Raw genomic sequence first — 21,037 nt, 5'->3', positions numbered from 1 at the left:
GTAAGCGCGATGCAAAATTCGACCGTTATCAACGCCCCCGCCAAGACGTCCCAGCCGCTGCAGCCGCCGCGCCTCGGTGACGAAATCCTGCGCGTCGAGCACGTGAACCGCGGCTTCAACAAGTCGCAGGGCGAATTGCTCGTGCTCGACGATGCGAACCTGTCGCTGCGCGAAGGCGAGATCGTCGGGCTGCTCGGCCGTTCCGGCTCGGGCAAGTCGACGCTGCTGCGCATCATCGCCGGCCTGATCGAGCCGACCGGCGGCGAAGTGACCTATCTCGGCCAGCCGCTGCGCGGGCCGGCCGAAGGCGTCGCGATGGTGTTCCAGACCTTCGCGCTGTTCCCGTGGCTCACCGTGCTGCAGAACGTGGAAGCCGGCCTCGAGGCGCTCGGCGTCGGCGCACGCGAGCGGCGCGAGCGCGCGCTGGCCGCGATCGACCTGATCGGTCTCGACGGCTTCGAGAACGCATACCCGCGCGAGCTGTCGGGCGGCATGCGCCAGCGCGTGGGCTTTGCGCGCGCGCTCGTCGTCGATCCGACGATCCTGCTGATGGACGAGCCGTTCTCCGCGCTCGACGTGCTGACGGCCGAGACGCTGCGTACCGACCTGCTCGATCTGTGGACGCAAGGCCGCATGCCGATCAAGTCGGTGCTGATCGTCACGCACAACATCGAGGAAGCCGTGTTCATGTGCGACCGGATCCTCGTGCTGTCGTCGAACCCGGGCCGTGTGATCGCCGAGATCAAGGTGCCCTTCAAGCATCCGCGCAACCGGCTCGACACCGATTTCCGCAAGCTCGTCGACGACATCTACGCGAAGATGACGGCCCGCCAGACCGGCGAGGCGACGAAGAAGGGGCTGGAGCTCGGCAGCTGGATGCCGCGCGTGTCGACCAACCTGATGGCCGGCCTGATCGAGACGCTCGCGATGGCGCCGTACCACGGCCGCGCGGACATGCCGGAAATCGCGCGTACGCTGCATCTGGAAGTCGACGAACTGTTCCCGATCGCCGAAGTGCTGCAGCACCTCGGCTTCGCGGACGTGCGCGAAGGGGACGTGTTCCTCACGCCGCCTGCCCGCGTGTTCGCGGAATTCGGCACGCAGGAGCGCAAGCTGATGTTCGCGGATCATCTGCTGAAGCACGTGCCGCTTGCTGCGCGGATTCGGAAGGTGTTGAACGAGCGCCCGGGCCATCGGGCGCCGCGCGTGCGCTTCGAGCAGGAGCTGGAGGATTTCCTGTCCGACGAAGCGGCTGAGGAAACGCTCGATGCGGTGATCGACTGGGGGCGTTACGGGGAAGTGTTCTCGTACAACGACAAGACCGAGGTGTTCAGCCTCGAGGATGTCGAGAGCTGATCGTCGAGCAAAGGCATCCCGTCATGCACGACCGTGACGGGATGCCGTCATGAGCCGTCTGCCTCTTCCCACTGAGCGAGAAGCTCCGGCGGAATGGCCCTGACGACATCGACATAGCGCTTGCCGACGAATTGTTCCGCGCGCCCGAGCAGCACAGGGATGGGGCTGCTCGGTTCGTTGGTTTCGAACCACTTGCGTGCCGTGCGGATCAGCGCCAACGCGGCCTGCCGGTCCGTTGGCGCAAGAGGCGCGGGCGAGGCAACGGTCGTCGGGGTTGGCGCAGCAGTCTCCTCGCCATCCGGACCTGCCGGCGTGGTAGCCGTTTCGTCGAGTGCCGCCGACACCGGCGTATCGCGTGCCTCCTGTTCGACCGCGCACAAGGAGCCGGGTCGGCTGTCGACCTGCGGTTCGCTTGCCTGAAAGAGCTTGAGCAGGCGGAACAGCGGGGAAAAATCCGGCAGATACGTCTCGAGGTGCGTCGAGCACCACGAATCGATAGCGGAGAGGCTCGAGATCGCATCGTCGAAGGCCTTCATCGTCGACGGCTGCTGTTCCCGCAGGTTCTGCAATTGCAGGGTGACCGAATCGGGCGCGAGCGCATCGGCGGGACGCGGATGCGCGAACGCGCGCTCGACGTCACGAACCTGCAACCGGGTGGCAGTCGATCGTGTCAATACGATTTCCCGCACATCGGCCAGCAAGCCTTCCGGATCCGACAGCGCCTGCAGCGCGTTCATGCGCATCTCGAGCGCGGCATGGCGATCGTTGTCGGCATCGGCCTGCGGATGGACCTGCTCCGGAAACGCCTGTAACCACGCCGCCAGTAACCGCATGCCTTCCGACAGGCCTGCCACGCCGCCCAGGCGCGTGCGGCAGCGCGTATGCAGCACGGCAACGCGTATGTCCTTCGTGCGCGTCATTAGCCGCCGGCAGTCTCGCTCGGTTTCGCTCCAGTTCAGCGGTTCGGGCGAACCGACGAATGTGCCGTACTGCACATCCTGTCTGGGTGCGGTGCCGGCAAACAGCACCACGAAATCATGGTCGTATTCGAGATCCGGGCCGCACGGTTCCGACCCGTTCAACGGCGCCAGCCAGTCGTCATGCGGCGTATCGGCGACGGGCGCACGGCCGCGCTTGTTCGAGGCGGGAGAGGATTGCTTGTTCATGGTCGAGGTTCGGAGGCAGGGGCGCGATGATTGAAATGGCGTGCATGGCGTTCTGGCTCGAAGCGCATGCCGGTGATCGGCTTGTCGGATGCAGGGCGCCCCAGCCATCCGGACCAGCCCATGCGCTGCCGGCCACCCATGACGGCTGGCGGCGCGCTCTCGGGCTTGATGCGAAGCTCCAGTTCCCACTCGAGCTCGTGGCCGACGAAGGCCCGAACCCACTCGACGAGTCGCGGCAGGTCTTCGCCTTGCGGCGTGAAGCGCAGGTAGGCGTCCAGATCGACGGGGCCGATCACGATGCGGAACCGGTGCTGGCGATCCGGGGCGACACGCCCGAGCACCGCGCCCCGGCCCATCGTGGCGGCAGCGCCCGGGTACCCGATGCGCCCGCAGTCGGCCGGATCGATTTCGATCCAGTGAAAGACGTTTTCCTCGACGGAGACCGGAACGCCGAAGTAGTGTTCGAGCGTGCTGCGCAGCCCGTCCGGATTGCGCGATTCGCGAACGAGATGGGCCGACGCGGCGAGGCGCGCATGCGACGGAAGCGGGCGTCGGTCGATTTCGCCGACCGCTTGCCCGGCGAGGCTTGCGATATAGAACGAGAAGTGCTCGTCGTGTTTTCGGTCGAGGCCCGCAGCCGCCTGCGCGGAAGCCCACGCTCGATAGAACAGGGTGAAGAACCGATGATGGAAGATGTCGAAGAAGTCGACCGTGGTCGTGTCGCGGCGGCTGCTTTCTCGGTCCTTCGCGATCTCGGTCACGTGGATCGGCAGTGGACCGTTGGGCCCCAGCATGCCGAGACCGAACAGACGCACCTTGAGTTGCCCGGCCGTCTCGTGCGCGCTCGCGATTTCGCGCGGCGGGAAGGCCAGGCTCGGCTGTTGGCCGAGTCTGAACGGTTCGGCCCGTGGCCGGCGAGCGGTGCCGATCGGATCGACCGCCGGGTTTGCACCGATCCGCCGCAGCAACGACAGGAATCCGAAGCGCCAGGGTTCGGCCTGCAGCGATTCGAGCAGTTCGGGTGACAGCGTGGGGTGTGTGGCGCGCTTCATCACAGTGCTCCGCGCGTGCCCGTGCGAGCTGGCCATCGCGCGATCCGGCCGCGTTGCATCGAGTGCAACTCCGTCTGCGTGAAGCTGTTGATCGAGACGTGTCGCGCGAGCCAATGCTCGAGGATTACCCCGAAGAGATAGGGGCTGACGCCCGAGAAGCCTGTCTCGTCGACCGTCAGCGCACATTCGATGCCGCGGCCGAAGGTCATCGGGCCGGTTCCCGGCAGCTTGCGCGTGACGGGGCGCGTTTTTGCACCCACGAGGCTCTCGACCTGACGGCCTTGCCCGGAGTCGCCATCCACGAGGTACAGGCGTAGCAGGTCGCGCAGGCCTTGACCGCCCTCCCGGTGATCGAGTGCTTCGAGCGGCAGATAGTTGAAGTTCAGCTGGCGGATCAGGCGCCACGCCATTTCCCGCTCGGCATAGGGCGGCAGCGGTGCGCTCGGCGGCCGAATCAGGCCGATGCTGTCGACCGGCGCGGACTGCGTCGTTTCCAGGTCATGCACGCCGTTGCGCGGCACGAGCGAGGCGAGATCGCGGTTCGTCAACAGTGCCTCGACCGACAGGAAGCGAATGTTTTCGCCGTACGGCGCCTCTGCCTGGTCGACGAGCGAGAGAAACACCTCCGTCCCGACGTAAGGCGTGCGCGTGCCGTAGCGGCGTGCCGAATCGGACAGCAGGCGCCGCTCGCGCCGCACCGAAAAGTAACGACCGTGATTGCCTTCGTCATTGTTCAGCGTCTGATAGAGCGGCCGGAACTCGAGTTCGGAAGACGTCGTGGCGACTTGCCCGTAGACGGTGCGGACCGAGAACACCTCGTAGTCGAGCGGTGTGAGTCTCGCCGGCACCAGATGGAATTCGGTGTCGCGCGGCGAGATCTCGACCCGGTCCGTATGTTTGCCGAACAGATTGATGACGGGCGTGCAGAAAAGTGCGAAGCGCGATGCATCGACGAGATTGGCGAGGGGGCCGGGCGCCCGGTCGAGCAGCACGACGATCTCGACCTCGCGGCCATTGACCCGCGAAAAACCCTCGGCAAGGCCGTTCAACGCAAAAAACCAGAACCGCGCGGGGCACGCGAAGTACTCATGCAGCAGGTTGTGCCCGTGGAATTTGGCCCAGTTGAGCGGCAACAGGCTTTGATCGATGCCCAATCCTTCGTGTTCGACCGCGTTTTCGATGACGGCCGCGGGCGGGCGGCCCGGCGTGCCGAATTCCCCGGGCGCGCCGATAACGGAGGCCATGCCGCCCGCATGCAGCAATTCGAACAGGTGCGAGGCGACCTGCTCGTCGCCTGCCAGATACACCGGAAGCCGCTCGAGTCCTTTCAGGTCGGCGATCCGCATGTTCCCCGTGGTCGCGAGCCGGATCCGCAGCGCGCCGCGCACTTGCCTGTCGGGCGGGCCATAACGCTCCAGCGCCGGGATGTCCGGTGGAATGCCGGTCAGCCGCGCATCGGTGATCGTGAGCGGCCACAGCGTGACGTCCTGCCCGCTCGTGAACTGGCATGCCGTGCGCTCTCCATCGGGAACCTTCGCGGTGAACGCGGTCCCGCGCTCAAGGCAATAGCCGCCGGCCAGACTGCCTTCGGACTTCCCGGGATACAGGCGGGCGATCGAGATCGACGGGGTCGGCGCGACGTAGTTCGGGTAGATGACCTCGAGCAACCGTTCCGTGAAGCGCGGAAACTCCGCGTCGAGCTTGATCTGCGTACGCGCAGCCATGAAGCTGAACGATTCGATCAGCCGCTCGACGTAAGGATCCGCCACTTCGCCGGCCTGCATGCCGAGCCGGCGCGCGATCTTCGGATGTGCATGGGCGAACTCGGCGGCGAGCTCGCGCATGTAGATGAGTTCCTGGTTGTAGTAGTCGAGCAATCGCGGGTCCATCGGAGAGGCCTCGTTGTGGTCGTTGTGTGCGCCGCGCTCAGCCGGCGCGCATGCCCGTGATCCGGATTTCGCTCGTTTCGAGATCCAGCGAGCTTTGCACCATGAATTCGAGCGGATACGGATCCATGTGAATCAGGCCGCGCACTTCGAAGGCGAGCACATTGTGATGTTCGCCCGCGGAATCGGCATCGGCGTGGGTACGGGGCGCGACCACCAGCGAATTCGGAATCAGGCGCGGCTCGAAATCGCCGATGGCCCGGCTGATCATCTTTTCGACGTCGTTCCACTGACGCGAGGCGATAAACGTGCCGGCGAGCGGCGGTACGCCGAAATTCACGGTCGACGCAGCCGCTCGCGGATGGCGATCGCGATCGATCCGGTCTTCCATACTCGTCGTGTTGAGCAGATAGGCGAGATCGCGCTGCACGATGTCGCGCATCTGTTTGCGCGTGACCGTGTATTCCTCCGGGGCCTCGGTCTGCCGATGCGGTGCATCGTCGCGCAGGCGATCGAGCAGCGTCGGCAGCAGATGCGAGCTGGCGCGTCGCGGCGTCCGTGTGGTCGGCGCGTCGGCGCCCGACTGCGGTTTCCGGCGCTCAGTCATGGGCTTGATCCGCGTCGATCGCGTCAGGTGCGGCGCGCGAGCCGAACTCGGCGTGAGCCAGCTCGAACAGGCTGAAGTCGCCTAGGTCCGTTGTCCAGGTTTTCTGTCCGAGCGCGACGACACCCGTGCGGCCGATGTCGCGCCAGACGGTTTCGCGTCCAAGGCGCACGGCGTCGCTGCCGGTTTCCGAACCGGGATAACGGGCCGGCATGAAGCCGTGGACGAGGCTGCCGTCGACGAGGGTGAGGGTGCAGGGCGCCCAGATCAGATCCACCGGTTGCGCCGGCTGCGACACGCGCCATGCCGCCAGGTCGGCGAACGGCACCCAGCGATAGTGTCCGGCCGTGATGACTTCACAGACCGGGCCGAAACGGGTGTCGCTGTCCGCGATCCATGCGGCATGGCCCTGCGCTGCTGCGACGAGCGGAACGTCCGACGCAGCCTGGAAGGCCGCCTCGCGGAGGGTGTCGGCCTGTTCGACCTGCCCGTCGGCCGCGTGGCGGATCGCGTCCAGCAGCGCATCGATCCAGGGCGGTGAGGCAAGGACGAAACCCGGGTGTTCCCGGCCCGCGACCACCTTTGCCCGCCACCGTTCGGCACGGATCAGGTCGCGATACATCTGCGCGGTTCGGGCCTGACTCGGCTCGAGCTTTGCCCAGACCTGCAGTTGCTGGATCGCGCGTGACCACTCGCCGACGATGCACAGCAGCTGGAACAGCGCCCAGCGATGGGGGGCGGTCGTCGGTTGCGAGCGGATGCGTGCTTCGATGCGAGCGATCTGGTCGACGAGCGGGAGGTCGTCCGCGCGCTGCGCGGAGGGTGTATCGGTGGTGTTGAGCCTGGTCATGGTTGGTCCTTGCGCATGGGCGCGGTCAGCGGACTGTCCACGGACAGCGCATGGTGCTCGCGCCGGGTAAGCGGCGGAGGCGGTACGGGGGCGCGGCGCGCGGACGCGGCGTGAAATTCGGGCGGCGCAAACAGTTGCAGGATCTCCGGAACGGATTCGCCGTCGGTCACCGGTTCCATGTGCCCGTCCAGATGACCGAAGGCATCCTCGATCGTGCGATTGCCGGACAGCAGCGTCTCGATCGAATCCGGGTGCCCGGCGTCATCGTCGGTATGCGCGTCGTGCGGGTGATCCGGCGTGATCGCGTGCTGGAGCGTGTCGTCTACCGACGGGGCCCATGCTGGCGCGATCGGCGCGCCTGGGTCCGTCAGCGCGCGCCAGTACTGCGCATGAAGCGTATCGATCAGTGCGTCGGTGTGATCGGCGTCGACGCGCGCCGTGTCCGCTGCGGTATGCGGATAGGCTGCAGCACCGTCACGGGTGCCGATACCGAGGAGGCCGAGCAAGTCGTCATCGATGCGAGCGGGGCCGAGAGCGTTGTGCAGCGGCGATGTGTCGGCAACGGGCTGCGAGCGTGCGATCGCCGGTGCGGGCACGGCGAGCGACGTGTCCGACCGACGAGGCCAGGGCAGGCGAAGGAGGCGCATGAACAGGGTCGATAGCGAAAGATCCGGAAATGAAACGCGAGTATCGATGAATCTTTCATCTCAAAAAAGCGCTCGGACAATAAATGTAGGGAGATGAGTTTGGGAATTGATTGTCAAAAATTGCAACGGTTAAATTGAAATCTCATTTCAATCAAAAAGATAGGGTTGTTTGTTTGCATTGATGGTCATGGTATGCCTGTATTTATCTCGAAATAACAATGGCTTGCGTGTGGGTGCTTGATGGGGTGTTCGCGGATTTTGTGCGGGGTGTCGGGCGTGTTTGCGCGAATTTCGACGTGAATAAATATAAGACTTGTCCTAATTCTTTATTCGATATCGATGCTGAAATTAATGCGTTGACGTAATTGTTGTTTCGTGTCGATAATGCGGCTCCTGATTCGAGTGGCCGTCTTTTTCGAACCGGAGAGAGAAGTGTGTATCGAGCGTTTGATGTCTCGTCTGGCATGGAATCAATAGAGGATTCCTTATTGTGCAGACGGATTCGTTCGCGACACGCTAACAAACAAAACAAGACCACCATGAACATTTCACGCCAGACCTTGTTCGGTAAGCTCGGGGTCGAGCTTTACCGGGGAATCGAGTCGGCAACGAGTTTCTGCAAACTGCGTGGGAACCCGTTCGTCGAGCTCGTCCATTGGCTGCACCAGCTGCTCCAGCAGCCGGACGGCGACCTGCAGCGGATCGTGCGCCATGCGGAGATCGATCGCGACGCGCTCGAACGTGATCTTGCGCGGGCGCTGGCTGCGTTGCCGGCCGGCGCGAGTTCGATCAGCGATTTTTCCTGGCATATCGAAGCGGCCATCGAGCGCGGCTGGGTGCTGGCAACGCTCGGTCATGGTGACCGCCGCGTGCGCGGTGCGTGGCTGATTGCGGCGCTTGTCTCGACACCCGAGCTGCGGCGCGTGCTCCTCGCGATCTCACCGGGGTTCGGCAAGATTCCGGTCGAAGGTCTGGGCGACGTGCTTCCGGCCTGGATCGACGGATCACCGGAAGCCGCCGACGGGCCGTACGATCACAGTGAACTCGCGCCGGCGCTGCCGGGTGAGACCTCCGGTGCGCTTTCGGTCGCGTCGAAGGGCAACTCCCTCGAGCAGTATTGCCTGGACCTCACCGCGCGGGCCCGCGCCGGCGAAATCGATCCCGTTATCGGCCGCGAGCTTGAAATCCGCACCATGATCGACGTGCTGCTGCGTCGGCGACAGAACAATCCGCTGGTCACCGGCGAGGCCGGGGTCGGCAAGACGGCCGTGGTGGAGGGACTGGCGCGTGCGATCGCATCGGGCAACGTGCCGCCGAATCTTGCGGACGTACGGTTGCTGAGCCTCGATGTCGGCGCGTTGCTGGCCGGAGCGAGCATGAAGGGGGAGTTCGAGGCTCGCCTGAAGGGCGTGCTCGAGGCTGCGGCACGATCGGTGGCGCCCGTCATCCTGTTCGTCGACGAGATCCATACGCTGATCGGCGCGGGCGGGCAGGCCGGCACCGGCGATGCGGCCAACCTCCTGAAGCCGGCCCTTGCACGCGGCACGATCCGTACGATCGGTGCGACGACCTGGGCCGAATACAAGCGGCATATCGAGAAGGATCCGGCGCTGACCCGGCGCTTCCAGGTATTGCAGGTCGCGGAGCCGTCCGAGGCGGCCGCGACCGACATGGTGCGCGGGCTCGTGCCGACATTCTCGTCGCATCACGGCGTCGTCGTACGGGACGAATCGATCCGTGCCGCAGTGACGCTGTCGCATCGCTATATTCCGTCCCGTCAGTTGCCCGACAAGGCGATCAGCCTGCTCGACACTGCGTGTGCGCGCGTCGCACTGTCGCAGCACGCGACGCCTCGCGAACTCGACGACGTGCGCCAACGCCTGGCGGCCGCGCGTGCCGAAGAAACGCTGCTGGTGCAGGAGGCCCGTATCGGTCTCGACGCGGAAAAGGCGTTGAATCGCGTGCGTATGCGCATTGACGTGCTGGCGACGGAGGAGGCGGTGATCGCGGATCGCTGGCGCGAACAGGTATCGGCCGCTCAGGCGTTGCTCGCCGGACGGGAAGCCGCGATCGCGAACGCAGAAGATTCGCCGGTATCGGTCGACCGGCTGCGCGAACTCGAACGAACGCTGGCCGCGCTTCAGGGCGACGTGCCGCTCGTTTTCCCCGAGGTCGACGAATCCATCGTCGCCGAAATCGTCTCGGACTGGACGGGCATTCCGGTCGGCCGCATGGTCACCGACGAGATCGCCGCCGTTCGCCGCTTGCCGGAAACGCTGGGCACCCGCGTGATCGGGCAGCGCGACGCGCTGCACCTGATCGGCGAGCGCGTGCAGACCGCGCGCTCGGGCCTGACCGACCCGAAGAAGCCGCTGGGCGTGTTTCTGCTGGCCGGCCCGTCCGGTGTCGGCAAGACAGAAACCGCGCTGGCGCTTGCCGAAGCGCTGTACGGGGGCGAACAAAACCTGATCACGATCAACATGAGCGAGTATCAGGAGTCGCACACCGTGTCGGGCCTGAAAGGCGCGCCGCCCGGTTATGTCGGCTACGGCGAGGGCGGTGTGCTGACCGAAGCGGTGCGCCGTCGCCCCTACGCGGTCGTGCTGCTCGACGAGATCGAGAAGGCGCATCCCGACGTGCACGAAATGTTCTTCCAGGTGTTCGACAAGGGATACATGGAAGACGGCGACGGCCGTCATATCGATTTCCGTAATACCACCATCCTGCTGACGAGCAACGTCGGCGCCGACCTGAGCGCGAGCCTTTGCGCGGATCCGGCACTGTCACCCGATCTCGACGGCCTGCGGGCCGCGCTTGCCCCGGAATTGCTGAAGGCATTTCCGGCGGCGTTCATCGGGCGTGTGACGGTCGTGCCGTATCGGCCGCTTGCCGACGACGCGCTTGCCAGCATCGTGCGCCTGCATCTGGACCGCGTCGTGAAACGCATGGCGGACGGTCACGACATCGCGCTTGTCTACGACGACTCGGTCGTGAACTACATCGTCGGCCGTTGCCTGGTTCAGGAAACCGGCGCGCGCGTGCTCATCGGCTTCATCGAACAACACGTGCTGCCGCGCCTTTCCGCGCTCTGGCTCGACGCGTTCGCATCACGCGCGCCGCTCACACACATCGCGATCGGCATGACCGATGCCTCCGCACCGCCAGCCCGGGCGCTGACGTTCGAGGCGACCCCTTCTCATCTTGTCGAGCCGTGCCGTTGAGCTCGACATCCGTCAACCACTGTCAGGAGACTGTTCATGTCCGCTAGCAGTTCGCAGAAATTCATCGCGCGCAATCGTGCGCCGCGCGTGCAGATCGAATACGACGTCGAAGTGTATGGCTCGGAGAAGAAAATCGAGCTTCCGTTCGTGATGGGCGTGCTCGCCGACCTGTCCGGCAAGCATCCGGTCGAACCGCTGCCCGCGGTGTCGGATCGTCAGTTCCTGGAAATCGATATCGACAACTTCGACGAGCGCATGAAGGCGATCCGTCCGCGCGTTGCGTTCGCCGTGCCGAATACGCTGACGGGCGAAGGCCAGATGATGGTCGACATGACCTTCGAAAGCATGGAGGACTTCTCGCCGGCCGCGATCGCCGACAAGGTCGAGCCGCTGCGCCGCCTGCTTCAGGCGCGTACGCAACTCGCGAACCTGCAGACGTACATGGACGGCAAGTCGGGGGCGGAGGCGCTCGTCACCCAGTTGCTGCAGGATCCGGCCCTGCTGAAGTCGCTGGCCGCGGCACCGCGGCCCGAGCGGCACGAAGCAGGCGCGGCCGATTCGGGCGACGCGAGCTGACCGACCAACCGATCGAGGATGACCATCATGGCAAAACAACAAGCACAGGCCGTCGAGGCTCAGGCGACCACCCAGTCCGACTTTACGCAGTTGCTCGAGCGGGAATTCCGGCCGAAGACGGACCAGGCCCGCGCGGCGGTCGAACATGCGGTGCAGACGCTCGCGGAGCAGGCGCTCACGCAATCGATCACGATCAGCGACGATGCCTACAAGAGCATCGCGGCCATCATCGCGCAGATCGATCACAAGCTTTCCGAGCAGATCAACCTGATCCTGCATCACGACGACTACCAGGCGCTCGAATCCGCGTGGCGCGGCCTGAACCACCTCGTGTCGAACACCGAGACGGACGAACACCTGAAGATCCGCGTGATGGACGTCTCGAAAGCCGAGCTGCATCGCTCGATGCGTCGCTACAAGGGACTGGCATGGGACCAGAGCCCGCTCTTCAAGCAGATCTACGAGCAGGAATACGGTCAGCTCGGCGGTGAGCCGTACGGCTGCATCGTGGCCGACTACTACTTCGACCATACGCCACCGGACGTCGACCTGCTGGGCTCGATCGCGAAGGTGGCGGCGGCGTCGCACACGCCGTTCGTGACCGGTGCGGCTCCGTCGGTGCTGCAGATGGAGTCCTGGCAGGAACTGGCCAACCCGCGCGACCTGACGAAGATCTTCACGCAGAACCTCGAATACACGGCGTGGAATTCGCTGCGCAATACCGAGGATGCGCGCTACGTCGGGCTCGCGATGCCGCGCTTCCTGGCGCGCCTGCCGTATGGCGCGAAGACCAATCCGGTCGACCAGTTCGATTTCGAGGAAGACACCAACGGCTCGAACCACAGCCGCTACGGCTGGGCCAACGCGGCCTACGCGATGGGCGTCAACATCAACCGCTCGTTCAAGCAGTACGGCTGGTGCTCGCTGATCCGCGGCGTCGAATCCGGCGGCACGGTCGAGAACCTGCCGTGCCACACGTTCCCGACGGACGACGGCGGGATCGACATGAAGTGCCCGACCGAGATCGCGATCTCGGATCGTCGCGAGGCCGAGCTGTCGAAGAACGGCTTCATCCCGCTCGTGCATCGCAAGAACACCGATCACGCGACCTTCATCGGCGCCCAGTCGCTGCAGAAGCCGGCCGAGTATCACGATCCCGACGCAACGGCCAATGCGAACCTGTCGGCGCGCCTGCCGTATCTGTTCGCGTGCTCGCGCTTCGCGCATTACCTGAAGTGCATCGTGCGCGACAAGATCGGCGCGTTCAAGGAGCGCGAGGACATGCAGCGCTGGCTCAACGAATGGATCATGCATTACGTCGACGCCGACCCGGCGAACTCGTCGCAGGACACGAAGGCGCGCCGGCCGCTCGCGGCGGCCGAGGTGCTCGTCGAGGACGTGGAAGGCAATCCCGGCTATTACCAGGCGAAGTTCTTCCTGCGCCCGCACTTCCAGCTCGAAGGGCTGACCGTTTCGCTGCGGCTCGTGACGAAGCTGCCGTCGATCAAGGAAGCCGCTTGACCACCCGGTAGGTCCGCAGGGCCGGACATCGGCTTGCTTTGGCGATCGACGCCCGGCCAGTTTCAAATCGTTAAATAAAAGGAGTACTACACATGGCGCAGGATATTTTTCTGAAGATCGACGGCATCAACGGTGAATCGCTCGACGACAAGCACAAGGACGAAATCGAGATCCTGAACTGGGAATGGGATATCCAGCAGGAGTCGTCGATGCACTCGGGCAGCGGCGGCGGTGCCGGGAAGGCAACGGTCAAGGATCTCACGTTCGAACACAACATCGACCGTGCGAGCCCGAACCTGATGAAGTACGCGCTGACGGGCAAGCACATCGACCAGGCCGTGCTGGTGATGCGCAAGGCCGGCGGCAACCCGCTCGAGTACCTGAAGCTCACGATGAGCGACGTGATCGTCACGCGCGTGAAGCCGTCCGGCAGCAAGGCCGGTGAAGAGAAGAGCCGCGAGACGGTGTCGCTGTCGTTCTCGAAGGTCAAGCAGGAGTACGTCGTGCAGAACGCACAGGGCGGCAGCGGCGGTGCCGTCACGGCGAGCTTCGACATCAAGGGCAACAAGGAAGCGTAAGTGCGAAGCGCCGCGCGCGGCCGAGCATTCGTGCTCGCCGCGCGCGGCGCGTTTCGCGCTTCATCGAGGTGAATTCTGCATGCGTTCGATTCTGACTGCCGCGTCGCTCGCCGGTGTCGTGCTGCTCTCGGCCTGCGCGAGCGGTGAACCGAAGCCGAAGGAGCCGGTTCGGCTCGAACTGGCCGTCAAGGCGGCATCCGACGTCAATCCGGACGATCGCGGACGCGCAGCGCCGATCGTGGTGCGCATCTACGAGCTGAAGAACGACAACGCATTCGAGGCGGCGGATTTCTTCACGCTTGAGAAACAGGAGAAGACGGTGCTGGCCGACGACGTCGTCAAGCGCGACGAGTTCCAGCTGCGGCCCGGCGAGCAACGAAAGGTCGTCCGGCGGCCCGATCCGGAAACGACCGCCATCGGTGTGATCGCGGCCTACCGCGACTTGCCGAACGCGGTGTGGCGGTCCGTCTACACGATGCCGGCCGCGCCCGACAAGGCGTGGTACCGCTTGACACCGAAGCTGAAACTGACTGTCGATCTCGAGGCCAAGGCCGTCAGGATCGACGAAGTGAAGAAGAAATGATACACGTCGCGCAACACAACGGACGATACGTATGAGCTGGTATGCCAAGGTCGCCTGGCAGGAAGGGTTGTTCTTCAGACCGCAACTGTTCCAGCAACAGGAACGCTACTTCGAGAAGTACGCACACATGCGTGCGGCGCCGCTGTCGCCGTTTTTCTTCGGCTTCGCGCATTACGGGCTCGATCTGGAGTCGCTCGCGCTCGGGAAGGTGATTGTCAAGTCGGCCGCCGGCGTGTTCGCCGACGGCACGCCGTTCGATGCGCCGGGCAATACGCCGCTGCCGCCGCCGTTGACGATCCGTCCCGAACACCTCGACCAGGTGATCTATCTGGCGGTGCCGGTGCGCTTGCCGAACTGCGAGGAAACGACGTTCGCCAACACGGCGGATTCGATGGCGCGCTATCAGGTGTTCGATACCGAGCTGCGCGATTCGAATTCAGTCGGGCTGGCACCCGAATCCGTGCAGTTGTCGAACCTGCGGCTGCGCCTTGTTCCCGAGAAGGAGCTGGGCGACGCGTGGATCGGCCTTGCGCTGACGTGTGTGAAGACCATCCGCGCGGACGGCAGCATCGAACTGGACGACACGATCGTGCCGCCCGTGTCCGGCTACGGGGTGAGCAATCTGCTGACGAGCTGGGTCACGAAAATCCACGATCTCGCCCACCTGCGCGCGAATGCGTTGTCGCAACGGCTGGCGGGTACCGATGACACCACCGCGAGTGCGGCGACGGTCACGGATTATCTGTTGTTGCAGATCCTGAATCGATACGAGCCGTTGCTGCAGCACATGCTGCGCGTGCCGACCACGTCGCCTGCCGATGTGTACACGTTGCTGATCGCGATGGCCGGTGAGTTGTCGACCCATCTGCGTACAGACACGCGTCGCCCGCTCGATACGCATCCGCCTTATCAGCATACGACGCCGCATCTCTGTCTGAAGCCGGTAGTCGACGACACGCATCGGCTGCTCAACGCCGTACTGGTGCGAAGCGCGCAGAGCATCGTGCTCGAGGATCAGGGGCATGGCATGCGCAATGCTGTGGTCGATCCGGTGGATATGCAGGGCTTTGCATCGCTGGTGCTGGCCGTGCATGCGGCGATGCCGCCCGATGCGCTGCGTCAGCAGTTTCTCGCGCAGGCGAAGGCGGGGCCGTCGGAGAAACTGCCGAGCCTGGTGCGCAGTCATTTGCCGGGTATCGGCATGCAACTCCTGCCGGTGCCGCCGCGGCAGATTCCGTTCAACGCCGGATATATCTATTACGAGTTGATGCAGGGCGGGGCGCTGTGGGAGGAGGTGGTGCGGCATGGCGGTGTTGCGCTGCACGTCGCGGGGGAGTTTCCGTCTCTCAAGCTCGAATTGTGGGGCGTACGCGCATAAGCGCGACTTAAGTGAGGATATATGTTCAAGAAGGCTGCGGTAACGATCACCTATTTGATTTTCCTGGCGATATTGTCGGGTTGCTTTCGCGTAAATGGTTGGAAGTAAGGTAGGACATCCGTCACATCTCGAATACATGAAAGACGATCAGTGATCCGATCGATTCAACGGAGATACCGGAATGGCTTTGCTTGATGTACCACGGACGTTGTCGGTTTCCGGCGCTGCGCTGCCGATGTACGGCGGACAGTCGATCCTCACTCCGATGAAGCTGACCGGCGGCGAAATCATCGGAGAATTGTTCGAGTACACGCTCGAACTGAAAACGCCGGATTCGCTCGGGTTTTCGCAGAGCATCGCTGCGAACGTCAATCTTGATGCGCTGATTGGCACGGAAGTGACCGTATCGATCCAGCTCGAGGGAAAAGGGCGTTTCATTCCGGGTCTAGCCGGTGCCGCCGGAATGGCGAACGTCGGTGCTGGCATGCGCGAGATCACTGGTGTTGTCAGCCACGCGACGATCGTGCGTGAAGACGGACGGTCGATTGTCTATGAGCTCACGCTCCGACCGTGGCTGTGGCATGCGACCAAGAATTGCGATTGCCGCATCTTTCAGGATATGTCCGTCGTAGAGATCACCGATGCGGTGCTCTCGGTATACCCGTTTCCGGTCGAAAAACGAATCACGACTCCGCGGCCGAACAAGGTATGGCCGAAACGGGATATTCAACGCCAGCACCTCGAAAGCGATTGGACGTTCCTGCAGCGCCTGTGGGAAGAATGGGGTATTTATTATTTCTTCGAGCATGACGAAGGTAAGCATCGGCTCGTGCTTTGCGACTCGATGGGGGCTCTCAAACCGCTGAGTGATGCTTACGCCGCGCTGCGCTATGAACCGCCGACCAGTCGTCGGATCGACGAGGAACACATTCACGAGCTATCGGTTTCGCATGCGTTGACCACAGGCGCAGTGACGAGTGTCGACTACGACTACACGTTGCCGCGCGCGAACCTCAAAGTGATGCGCGAAGACCCGCGCGACACCGGGCTCGCCCATCAGGAGCAGTACTCGTGGGGGGATTACGCGCAGCCTCAAGCTGGCGCGGTCGGCCTCTCAGGCGACCATAACGAGCCGCGCACGGAGGCGGAGTATCTGACGCTGGTGCAGATGCAGGCGTGGCGCTGCCAAGGCTTGAGGGCTCGCGGCAAAGGCAACCTACGCGGCATGGTCGCAGGTCGGACGTTCGTGTTGTCGCACTATCCGCAGGGCGCGGCCAACCGCGAGTACGCCGTCATTGGCAGCATGCTGGTGATCGAGGATATCGGCGAAGCGTCAGGTTCCGGGCAGCGTTACCGCTGCGAAGCGGATTTCACGCTGCAGCCGACCAACGAGCCATTCCGGCTGTTGCGTACGATCGCGAAGCCGCGGATGAACGGCGTCGAGTATGCCGTTGTGACGTGCCCCGAGAATCAGGAAATCTGGACCGATGCCTATGGCCGGGTGAAGCTGCAGTTTCTATGGGATCGGCTGGGAAATAACGACGAGCGTTCAAGTTGCTGGGTGCGCGTGGCGGGTGCGTGGCGCGGCGACCAGTTCGGTGGAATCTTTCTGCCGCGCCGAGGGCATGAGGTCGAAGTCGCTTTCGTCAACGGCGATCCGGATTTGCCGATCATCGTGGGTAGTGCGACCAACGCTTTCAACATGCCGCCGTTTGCGTTGCCGGAGAACCAGGCGCTGGCGGGCTATCGCAGCAGGGAAATCGGCGATCGTCGCGCGAACACGCTCGCCTTCGACGATACGAACGGGAAGATTCAGACGCATCTGTCGAGCGACGAAGGCAGTTCGCAGTTGAATCTGGGCTATATCACGCGTATTGCGGGTAACGCCGGGCGGCAGGACGAGCGTGGTCGTGGCTTCGAGTTGGTCACGAGTCTGTGGGGCGTGGTGCGCTCGGCGATGGGAATGCTGATTACGACCGAGGCGCGGCCGGATACTCAGGGACATGTCAAGGATATGGGTGAGACGGTCCAGCGACTCACGGACGCGCGCGACACCCACGAACGTTTAGCCGAACTGGCTCAGCAAAACTTGGCGCAGGACACAAACGGCGATCAAAGTGAGGTCACGGTCGCGTTGAGGGTCCAGAACGATGCGATACGAGGTGGGGCAACGTCAGACGATGCCCCGTTTCCGGAGTTTGGCGAGCCACACCTGACGCTTGCCAGTCCGGTCGGTATCCAGACAACGACAGCGGGGAGCACGCACGTCGCAAGCGGTGAGCACTTGGCGTTGACGACGGGCGAACATCTTGGCATTGCGACTGGACGTTCGCTGTTTGCAACCGTCAAAGAAAAATTGCGGATATTTGTCTACGAGGCGGGGATCAAGCTTATTGCCGGCGCTGGCTCAATCAACATCGAAGCCCTCAAGGACGCCATTAATCTGATGGCGAAAATCAGGATCCGGCAGACCGCGACGCGGATTGAAATCTGGGCCGAAGAGGAACTATCGCTACGTGGCGGGACGAGCTTCATCACGCTCAATCATTCTGGTATTACCAACGGAACGCCGGGGCAGTGGCAGTCCTATGCCGCCACTCACCAGATGCCGGGGCCGAAAAGTTCTCCGGGAGATGTGCCGGCCGCCGAACTAAAGGTCTGTGAGTTGAGTACGGTCAAAGCGGCGGCTCAGCATGCGGCGATCGTACCGCTTTCGTGAGGGACGCATGCAAAGCTACTCACTTTCCGATGCGATGTCGGTCAGTACGCATCTGCTCGCTGATCGTCTCCTAATTCAGGATTGGGCGGAAGATTTGCCTTGGCATGATGTCGTGCCTGACTGGCTTGCAAATGAACGCCATTTGCTCCCGGTAGTGCTTCCCCTCAAGGAACTTGATGATACCCAGCGTGAACGGGTCGAGCAGTATCTGATCAGTGACTCTACAGAGATCGGGGCGGCGATGTTGATCTGTAGCGAATTGAGTACCGAGGCCCAAGTGCGTCAATTGGCTCGCCACGTCGTCATCACATTGGACGATGACTCGCGTGCGCTGCTGCGCTTTGCGGACCCTGCTGTATTCGTTCATCTGCTGTGGGTGTTGCCACTTCCACATCTTGCCTCGCTTTGCGACGGTGTGAGTCGCTGGTGGGTGCCCTTCCAGGGATTCTGGTATGAACTTGAGTTCGGGGGCCGACCGGAAGCCCGGTGGGATAAGCTCGACGAATTCCAATCGATTGCGTTGACCAACGTGGGACTGGTCAATGACGTGCTCGCGACAATGCCGAAGCCGCTCGACATAAAGCAAACGTGGCGCCGTAGTCAGGAGATAAATCAATGGCTGGGCGTAGCTCAGAGCGAGTTCGGTCTGGTGAATGGGCACGACTGCGTGGCTTTTGCACGGCACGGATGCCTTCTCGGCGGCGATTTCAGCAACCACCCGAAGCTCGTGGCTCATCTCCGAGATGCGGTCGCAACGCCCGGACTCTACGCGCAAGCCACGGCATTGTTCTCGGAGAAAGAATGGAACAACTTAGTCTCGGACATTGAACGGCTTAACAAGAAACAGGAGGAAGCGTGACCAACGCAAGCTCTTCATCGACATCATTGGCTAAGGCAAAAGAGACTGCATTGGATGACTGCGAGTTTTGCCGAAAATCAGGCCTTGCAATTCTCCCGATTCGCGCAGCAGTCATGCATCCCGGCTCTGGCGCACCAAAGCTGCGTGACAATATGCATCCCGTCGATAGTGGTGGGGGAAAGAGTATTCCGTTGAAAGGAGCGGCCGCCTATACGGGCCGGACATTGCGCAGTGGCTTCCTATATGTGTACGACGAACGCGGGGTGTGGGAGAAGTACTGGATTACCAAGCATGGCTATCTGATGAAGGTGCCGGTAGGGGTGCCGTTGAATGGTGCTTATGCCGTGGGCCGTCAACCTTGCGACAAGGCAGGGCATCGGGAAATTGCGGCCTGCATTACGGTAAAAAACCCGACTAGCGCGAGGCGAATCTGGGTTGGCTATTCCGATGCGGAGTGGACGATGCGCGTGCTTCAACTCCATCAGGACGAGGGGTATCGTAGTCGCCACATGCGCGTGTTCGATGTGAAAAAGTGGATGGGAGGCCGTAAGGCATCTCATGCCGAAACCCTGAACGATGTGGCATCCGTTGTGGCGGAGTATTCGCCGAAAGCAAAGGTCGAAACCTTTGCTTTTTCACCCTACGGGTTCAACTCTCGGGCATCGACGACTGACGGCCTGTTGCGCGCCGCGTCGTCACTGGGGCCTCAACCTGCGGCCATGCTGGTCATCGATGATCCGGCAAGTGTGGCTGCAGAGATCGGCGCCCGAACCATCGAGCTTCATGACAGCTTTATGGCCGTTGCCGAGCGATCGAGAAAATTGAACGTCTCTACCGCAATTCTGAGCCTTCAGGGTGCAGTTGCCGATCGGTCGGAGATGAATGAGATTGTGGCGGCCGACGAACTCGAGCAAGACGGACACTACGTTCCGGATGGGCTTGGGCGTATCACTTACGTGGCCAACCCACCGAAACTTCCTGATACCACGGTGGCGGATCTACGCAAAGTTTCATCGAAATCGTGGGCGAAGTATGCGCTCGACTACGACGAAGATGCGCGTGGTAAATGGCAGGTTGAGTTCAACAAAGAGTATGGTCGGTTCCGCGACGAGACGCTGCATCCTTTGGCAGCGTCTCACGTTCAGTGGATGACAAGCAACCAGATGCGGAACTATCTGGAGTGCACGCACGACGACACTTCGGCCGAAGTTGGGCTCGTCTACGCTCGCGTTCTCACCGCGTGCATCCAAGGCACGGAGCAATTCAAGCCTTGCGCGCAGTTGTATGCGCGCTGGCTTAACGGTGTGATTTCCGATGACAAGAATATCGTGTTGCGCGGCATCGTACTGAATCTTGAAAGCAACAAGAAGAAATTTTCGGAAAGCCTTAAGCCTGAGGTCACGTGGCAGGCAGTTGGCTGGGACGGCCTGATGCTGGCGTTCAACAATTCCATCGATGGCGTAACCAAGCAGGCACCGGAGGTGCTGGGTAAATTGCTGGCATCGCTCGGCGGGTCAATCACTCAGGTGCTGCAAAGTGGAGCGGATGGGCCTGTCCGCCATGCCCTGGTCGCGTGCGGCGTGGTTAGCGGTCGAGCGGTCGTGCCGGTCGAGTTGACTGGCTCGTACAAGACATATCGCGCGTCGCTTATCCGCCAACTCTTGCAATCATCGGGCATCAAGAATATTGGCAAAAATGCTCTCCAGAGAGAGGTGTCACTCGCCTTGCGCCGTCTCCAGATTCGGGGTGAGCCGATGAGTACCGTTGTCTCGTCGAAGTTCCTGGTGATGATCGACGACGAGTCGATCAAAGGCGTGCCCAAAGGACTGAGCAAGACCGAACAGGCCAAATGGCTCGCGAACTCGATTCGTTCCGCCGAGGAGATCGAGAGACTGAATTTGTCGGCTTGGCGGGAGCAGATCAACCTGTCGCAGAGAGTAGCAACGGCGGGTAAATCGATACCGTTTATTGGCAGCATGCTAGGGAAACGCTGATTTATTCGGCTCGGCGGTCATCGCAGACGTAGCCGAGGACGTTTAGA

Annotated in this window: 16 protein-coding genes; 10 read left to right on the top strand and 6 right to left on the bottom strand. The window is 62.7% G+C overall.

Annotation, left to right across the window (positions count from 1 at the left end; all coding sequences use genetic code 11):
• Positions 1–9: 9 nt before the first annotated feature.
• Positions 10–1,356, top strand: coding sequence for a nitrate/sulfonate/bicarbonate ABC transporter ATP-binding protein (locus CFB34_RS13535; protein WP_089442051.1), 1,347 nt, complete (start codon positions 10–12; stop codon positions 1,354–1,356).
• Positions 1,357–1,403: 47 nt separating this feature from the next.
• Here CFB34_RS13535 and CFB34_RS13530 read toward each other — a convergent pair whose 3' ends face one another.
• Genes CFB34_RS13530 through CFB34_RS13505 form a run of 6 tightly spaced genes read right to left on the bottom strand, consistent with a single transcriptional unit; the run spans position 1,404 to position 7,561 of the window.
• Positions 1,404–2,522 carry a type VI secretion system ImpA family N-terminal domain-containing protein gene (locus CFB34_RS13530; protein WP_089442052.1) on the bottom strand — a complete coding sequence of 373 codons (1,119 nt, stop codon included), beginning with the start codon at positions 2,520–2,522 and terminating at the stop codon, positions 1,404–1,406.
• A complete protein-coding gene (tssG, locus tag CFB34_RS13525; RefSeq protein ID WP_089442231.1) occupies positions 2,519–3,574 on the bottom strand; it encodes a type VI secretion system baseplate subunit TssG in 1,056 nt (351 codons plus the stop codon). The genes CFB34_RS13530 and tssG overlap by 4 nt, the downstream gene beginning before the upstream one ends.
• Positions 3,574–5,463: a type VI secretion system baseplate subunit TssF gene (gene tssF, locus CFB34_RS13520; RefSeq protein WP_089442053.1), complete on the bottom strand. Its 1,890-nt coding sequence runs from the start codon at positions 5,461–5,463 to the stop codon at positions 3,574–3,576. The genes tssG and tssF overlap by 1 nt, the downstream gene beginning before the upstream one ends.
• Before the next feature lie 37 nt (positions 5,464–5,500).
• The gene (gene tssE, locus CFB34_RS13515) at positions 5,501–6,067 is read right to left on the bottom strand and encodes a type VI secretion system baseplate subunit TssE (protein ID WP_089442054.1); all 567 of its coding nucleotides are present in this window, start codon (positions 6,065–6,067) and stop codon (positions 5,501–5,503) included.
• On the bottom strand, positions 6,060–6,914 hold the full coding sequence (locus tag CFB34_RS13510; protein ID WP_089442055.1) for a type VI secretion system accessory protein TagJ: 855 nt from the start codon (positions 6,912–6,914) through the stop codon (positions 6,060–6,062). The genes tssE and CFB34_RS13510 overlap by 8 nt, the downstream gene beginning before the upstream one ends.
• Positions 6,911–7,561, bottom strand: a complete 651-nt coding sequence (locus tag CFB34_RS13505) for a TagK domain-containing protein (RefSeq protein WP_089442056.1) — start codon at positions 7,559–7,561, stop codon at positions 6,911–6,913. The genes CFB34_RS13510 and CFB34_RS13505 overlap by 4 nt, the downstream gene beginning before the upstream one ends.
• 539 nt (positions 7,562–8,100) lie before the next feature.
• Between CFB34_RS13505 and tssH the strand changes: the two genes are divergently transcribed.
• The 9 genes from tssH (at position 8,101) to CFB34_RS13460 (ending at position 20,990) form a co-directional block, all read left to right on the top strand.
• Positions 8,101–10,782 (top strand): type VI secretion system ATPase TssH, encoded by a 2,682-nt coding sequence (tssH, locus tag CFB34_RS13500; protein WP_089442057.1) that lies wholly within the window; start codon positions 8,101–8,103, stop codon positions 10,780–10,782.
• Between the two features lie 36 nt (positions 10,783–10,818).
• Positions 10,819–11,358: a type VI secretion system contractile sheath small subunit gene (gene tssB, locus CFB34_RS13495; RefSeq protein WP_089442058.1), complete on the top strand. Its 540-nt coding sequence runs from the start codon at positions 10,819–10,821 to the stop codon at positions 11,356–11,358.
• Between the two features lie 27 nt (positions 11,359–11,385).
• Entirely contained in the window at positions 11,386–12,879 is a 1,494-nt protein-coding gene (gene tssC, locus CFB34_RS13490) for a type VI secretion system contractile sheath large subunit (protein WP_089442059.1), read from the top strand.
• 92 nt (positions 12,880–12,971) lie between these two features.
• Positions 12,972–13,457 (top strand): Hcp family type VI secretion system effector, encoded by a 486-nt coding sequence (locus tag CFB34_RS13485; RefSeq protein ID WP_089442060.1) that lies wholly within the window; start codon positions 12,972–12,974, stop codon positions 13,455–13,457.
• 79 nt (positions 13,458–13,536) lie between these two features.
• Positions 13,537–14,040, top strand: a complete 504-nt coding sequence (tssJ, locus tag CFB34_RS13480; protein ID WP_089442061.1) for a type VI secretion system lipoprotein TssJ — start codon at positions 13,537–13,539, stop codon at positions 14,038–14,040.
• Positions 14,041–14,071: 31 nt separating this feature from the next.
• Entirely contained in the window at positions 14,072–15,418 is a 1,347-nt protein-coding gene (gene tssK, locus CFB34_RS13475; protein WP_089442062.1) for a type VI secretion system baseplate subunit TssK, read from the top strand.
• Between the two features lie 181 nt (positions 15,419–15,599).
• Complete coding sequence (tssI, locus tag CFB34_RS13470; RefSeq protein ID WP_089442063.1) at positions 15,600–18,137, top strand: type VI secretion system Vgr family protein; 2,538 nt, start codon at positions 15,600–15,602, stop codon at positions 18,135–18,137.
• 7 nt (positions 18,138–18,144) lie between these two features.
• Complete coding sequence (locus CFB34_RS13465) at positions 18,145–18,996, top strand: DUF4123 domain-containing protein (RefSeq protein ID WP_089442064.1); 852 nt, start codon at positions 18,145–18,147, stop codon at positions 18,994–18,996.
• Entirely contained in the window at positions 18,993–20,990 is a 1,998-nt protein-coding gene (locus CFB34_RS13460) for a T6SS effector BTH_I2691 family protein (protein WP_242808609.1), read from the top strand. Before CFB34_RS13465 ends, CFB34_RS13460 begins: the two co-directional genes overlap by 4 nt.
• The last annotated feature ends 47 nt before the right edge of the window (positions 20,991–21,037 follow it).

Origin of the sequence: Burkholderia sp. HI4860 (genome assembly GCF_002223045.2) — a bacterium.
Taxonomy (GTDB): Bacteria; Pseudomonadota; Gammaproteobacteria; order Burkholderiales; family Burkholderiaceae; genus Burkholderia.
This window is presented reverse-complemented; position numbering and strand designations above follow the sequence as displayed.

What these genes read in the sequence shown, in the direction of transcription:
- tssG (WP_089442231.1), bottom strand. Translation starts at nt 3,574, where the DNA reads ATGAAGCGCGCCACACACCCCACGCTGTCACCCGAACTGCTCGAATCG.
- CFB34_RS13510 (WP_089442055.1), bottom strand. Translation starts at nt 6,914, where the DNA reads ATGACCAGGCTCAACACCACCGATACACCCTCCGCGCAGCGCGCGGAC.
- CFB34_RS13505 (WP_089442056.1), bottom strand. Translation starts at nt 7,561, where the DNA reads ATGCGCCTCCTTCGCCTGCCCTGGCCTCGTCGGTCGGACACGTCGCTC.
- tssJ (WP_089442061.1), top strand. Translation starts at nt 13,537, where the DNA reads ATGCGTTCGATTCTGACTGCCGCGTCGCTCGCCGGTGTCGTGCTGCTC.
- tssK (WP_089442062.1), top strand. Translation starts at nt 14,072, where the DNA reads ATGAGCTGGTATGCCAAGGTCGCCTGGCAGGAAGGGTTGTTCTTCAGA.
- tssH (WP_089442057.1), top strand. Translation starts at nt 8,101, where the DNA reads ATGAACATTTCACGCCAGACCTTGTTCGGTAAGCTCGGGGTCGAGCTT.
- tssF (WP_089442053.1), bottom strand. Translation starts at nt 5,463, where the DNA reads ATGGACCCGCGATTGCTCGACTACTACAACCAGGAACTCATCTACATG.
- CFB34_RS13465 (WP_089442064.1), top strand. Translation starts at nt 18,145, where the DNA reads ATGCAAAGCTACTCACTTTCCGATGCGATGTCGGTCAGTACGCATCTG.
- CFB34_RS13530 (WP_089442052.1), bottom strand. Translation starts at nt 2,522, where the DNA reads ATGAACAAGCAATCCTCTCCCGCCTCGAACAAGCGCGGCCGTGCGCCC.
- tssB (WP_089442058.1), top strand. Translation starts at nt 10,819, where the DNA reads ATGTCCGCTAGCAGTTCGCAGAAATTCATCGCGCGCAATCGTGCGCCG.
- CFB34_RS13535 (WP_089442051.1), top strand. Translation starts at nt 10, where the DNA reads ATGCAAAATTCGACCGTTATCAACGCCCCCGCCAAGACGTCCCAGCCG.
- CFB34_RS13485 (WP_089442060.1), top strand. Translation starts at nt 12,972, where the DNA reads ATGGCGCAGGATATTTTTCTGAAGATCGACGGCATCAACGGTGAATCG.
- tssI (WP_089442063.1), top strand. Translation starts at nt 15,600, where the DNA reads ATGGCTTTGCTTGATGTACCACGGACGTTGTCGGTTTCCGGCGCTGCG.
- tssE (WP_089442054.1), bottom strand. Translation starts at nt 6,067, where the DNA reads ATGACTGAGCGCCGGAAACCGCAGTCGGGCGCCGACGCGCCGACCACA.
- tssC (WP_089442059.1), top strand. Translation starts at nt 11,386, where the DNA reads ATGGCAAAACAACAAGCACAGGCCGTCGAGGCTCAGGCGACCACCCAG.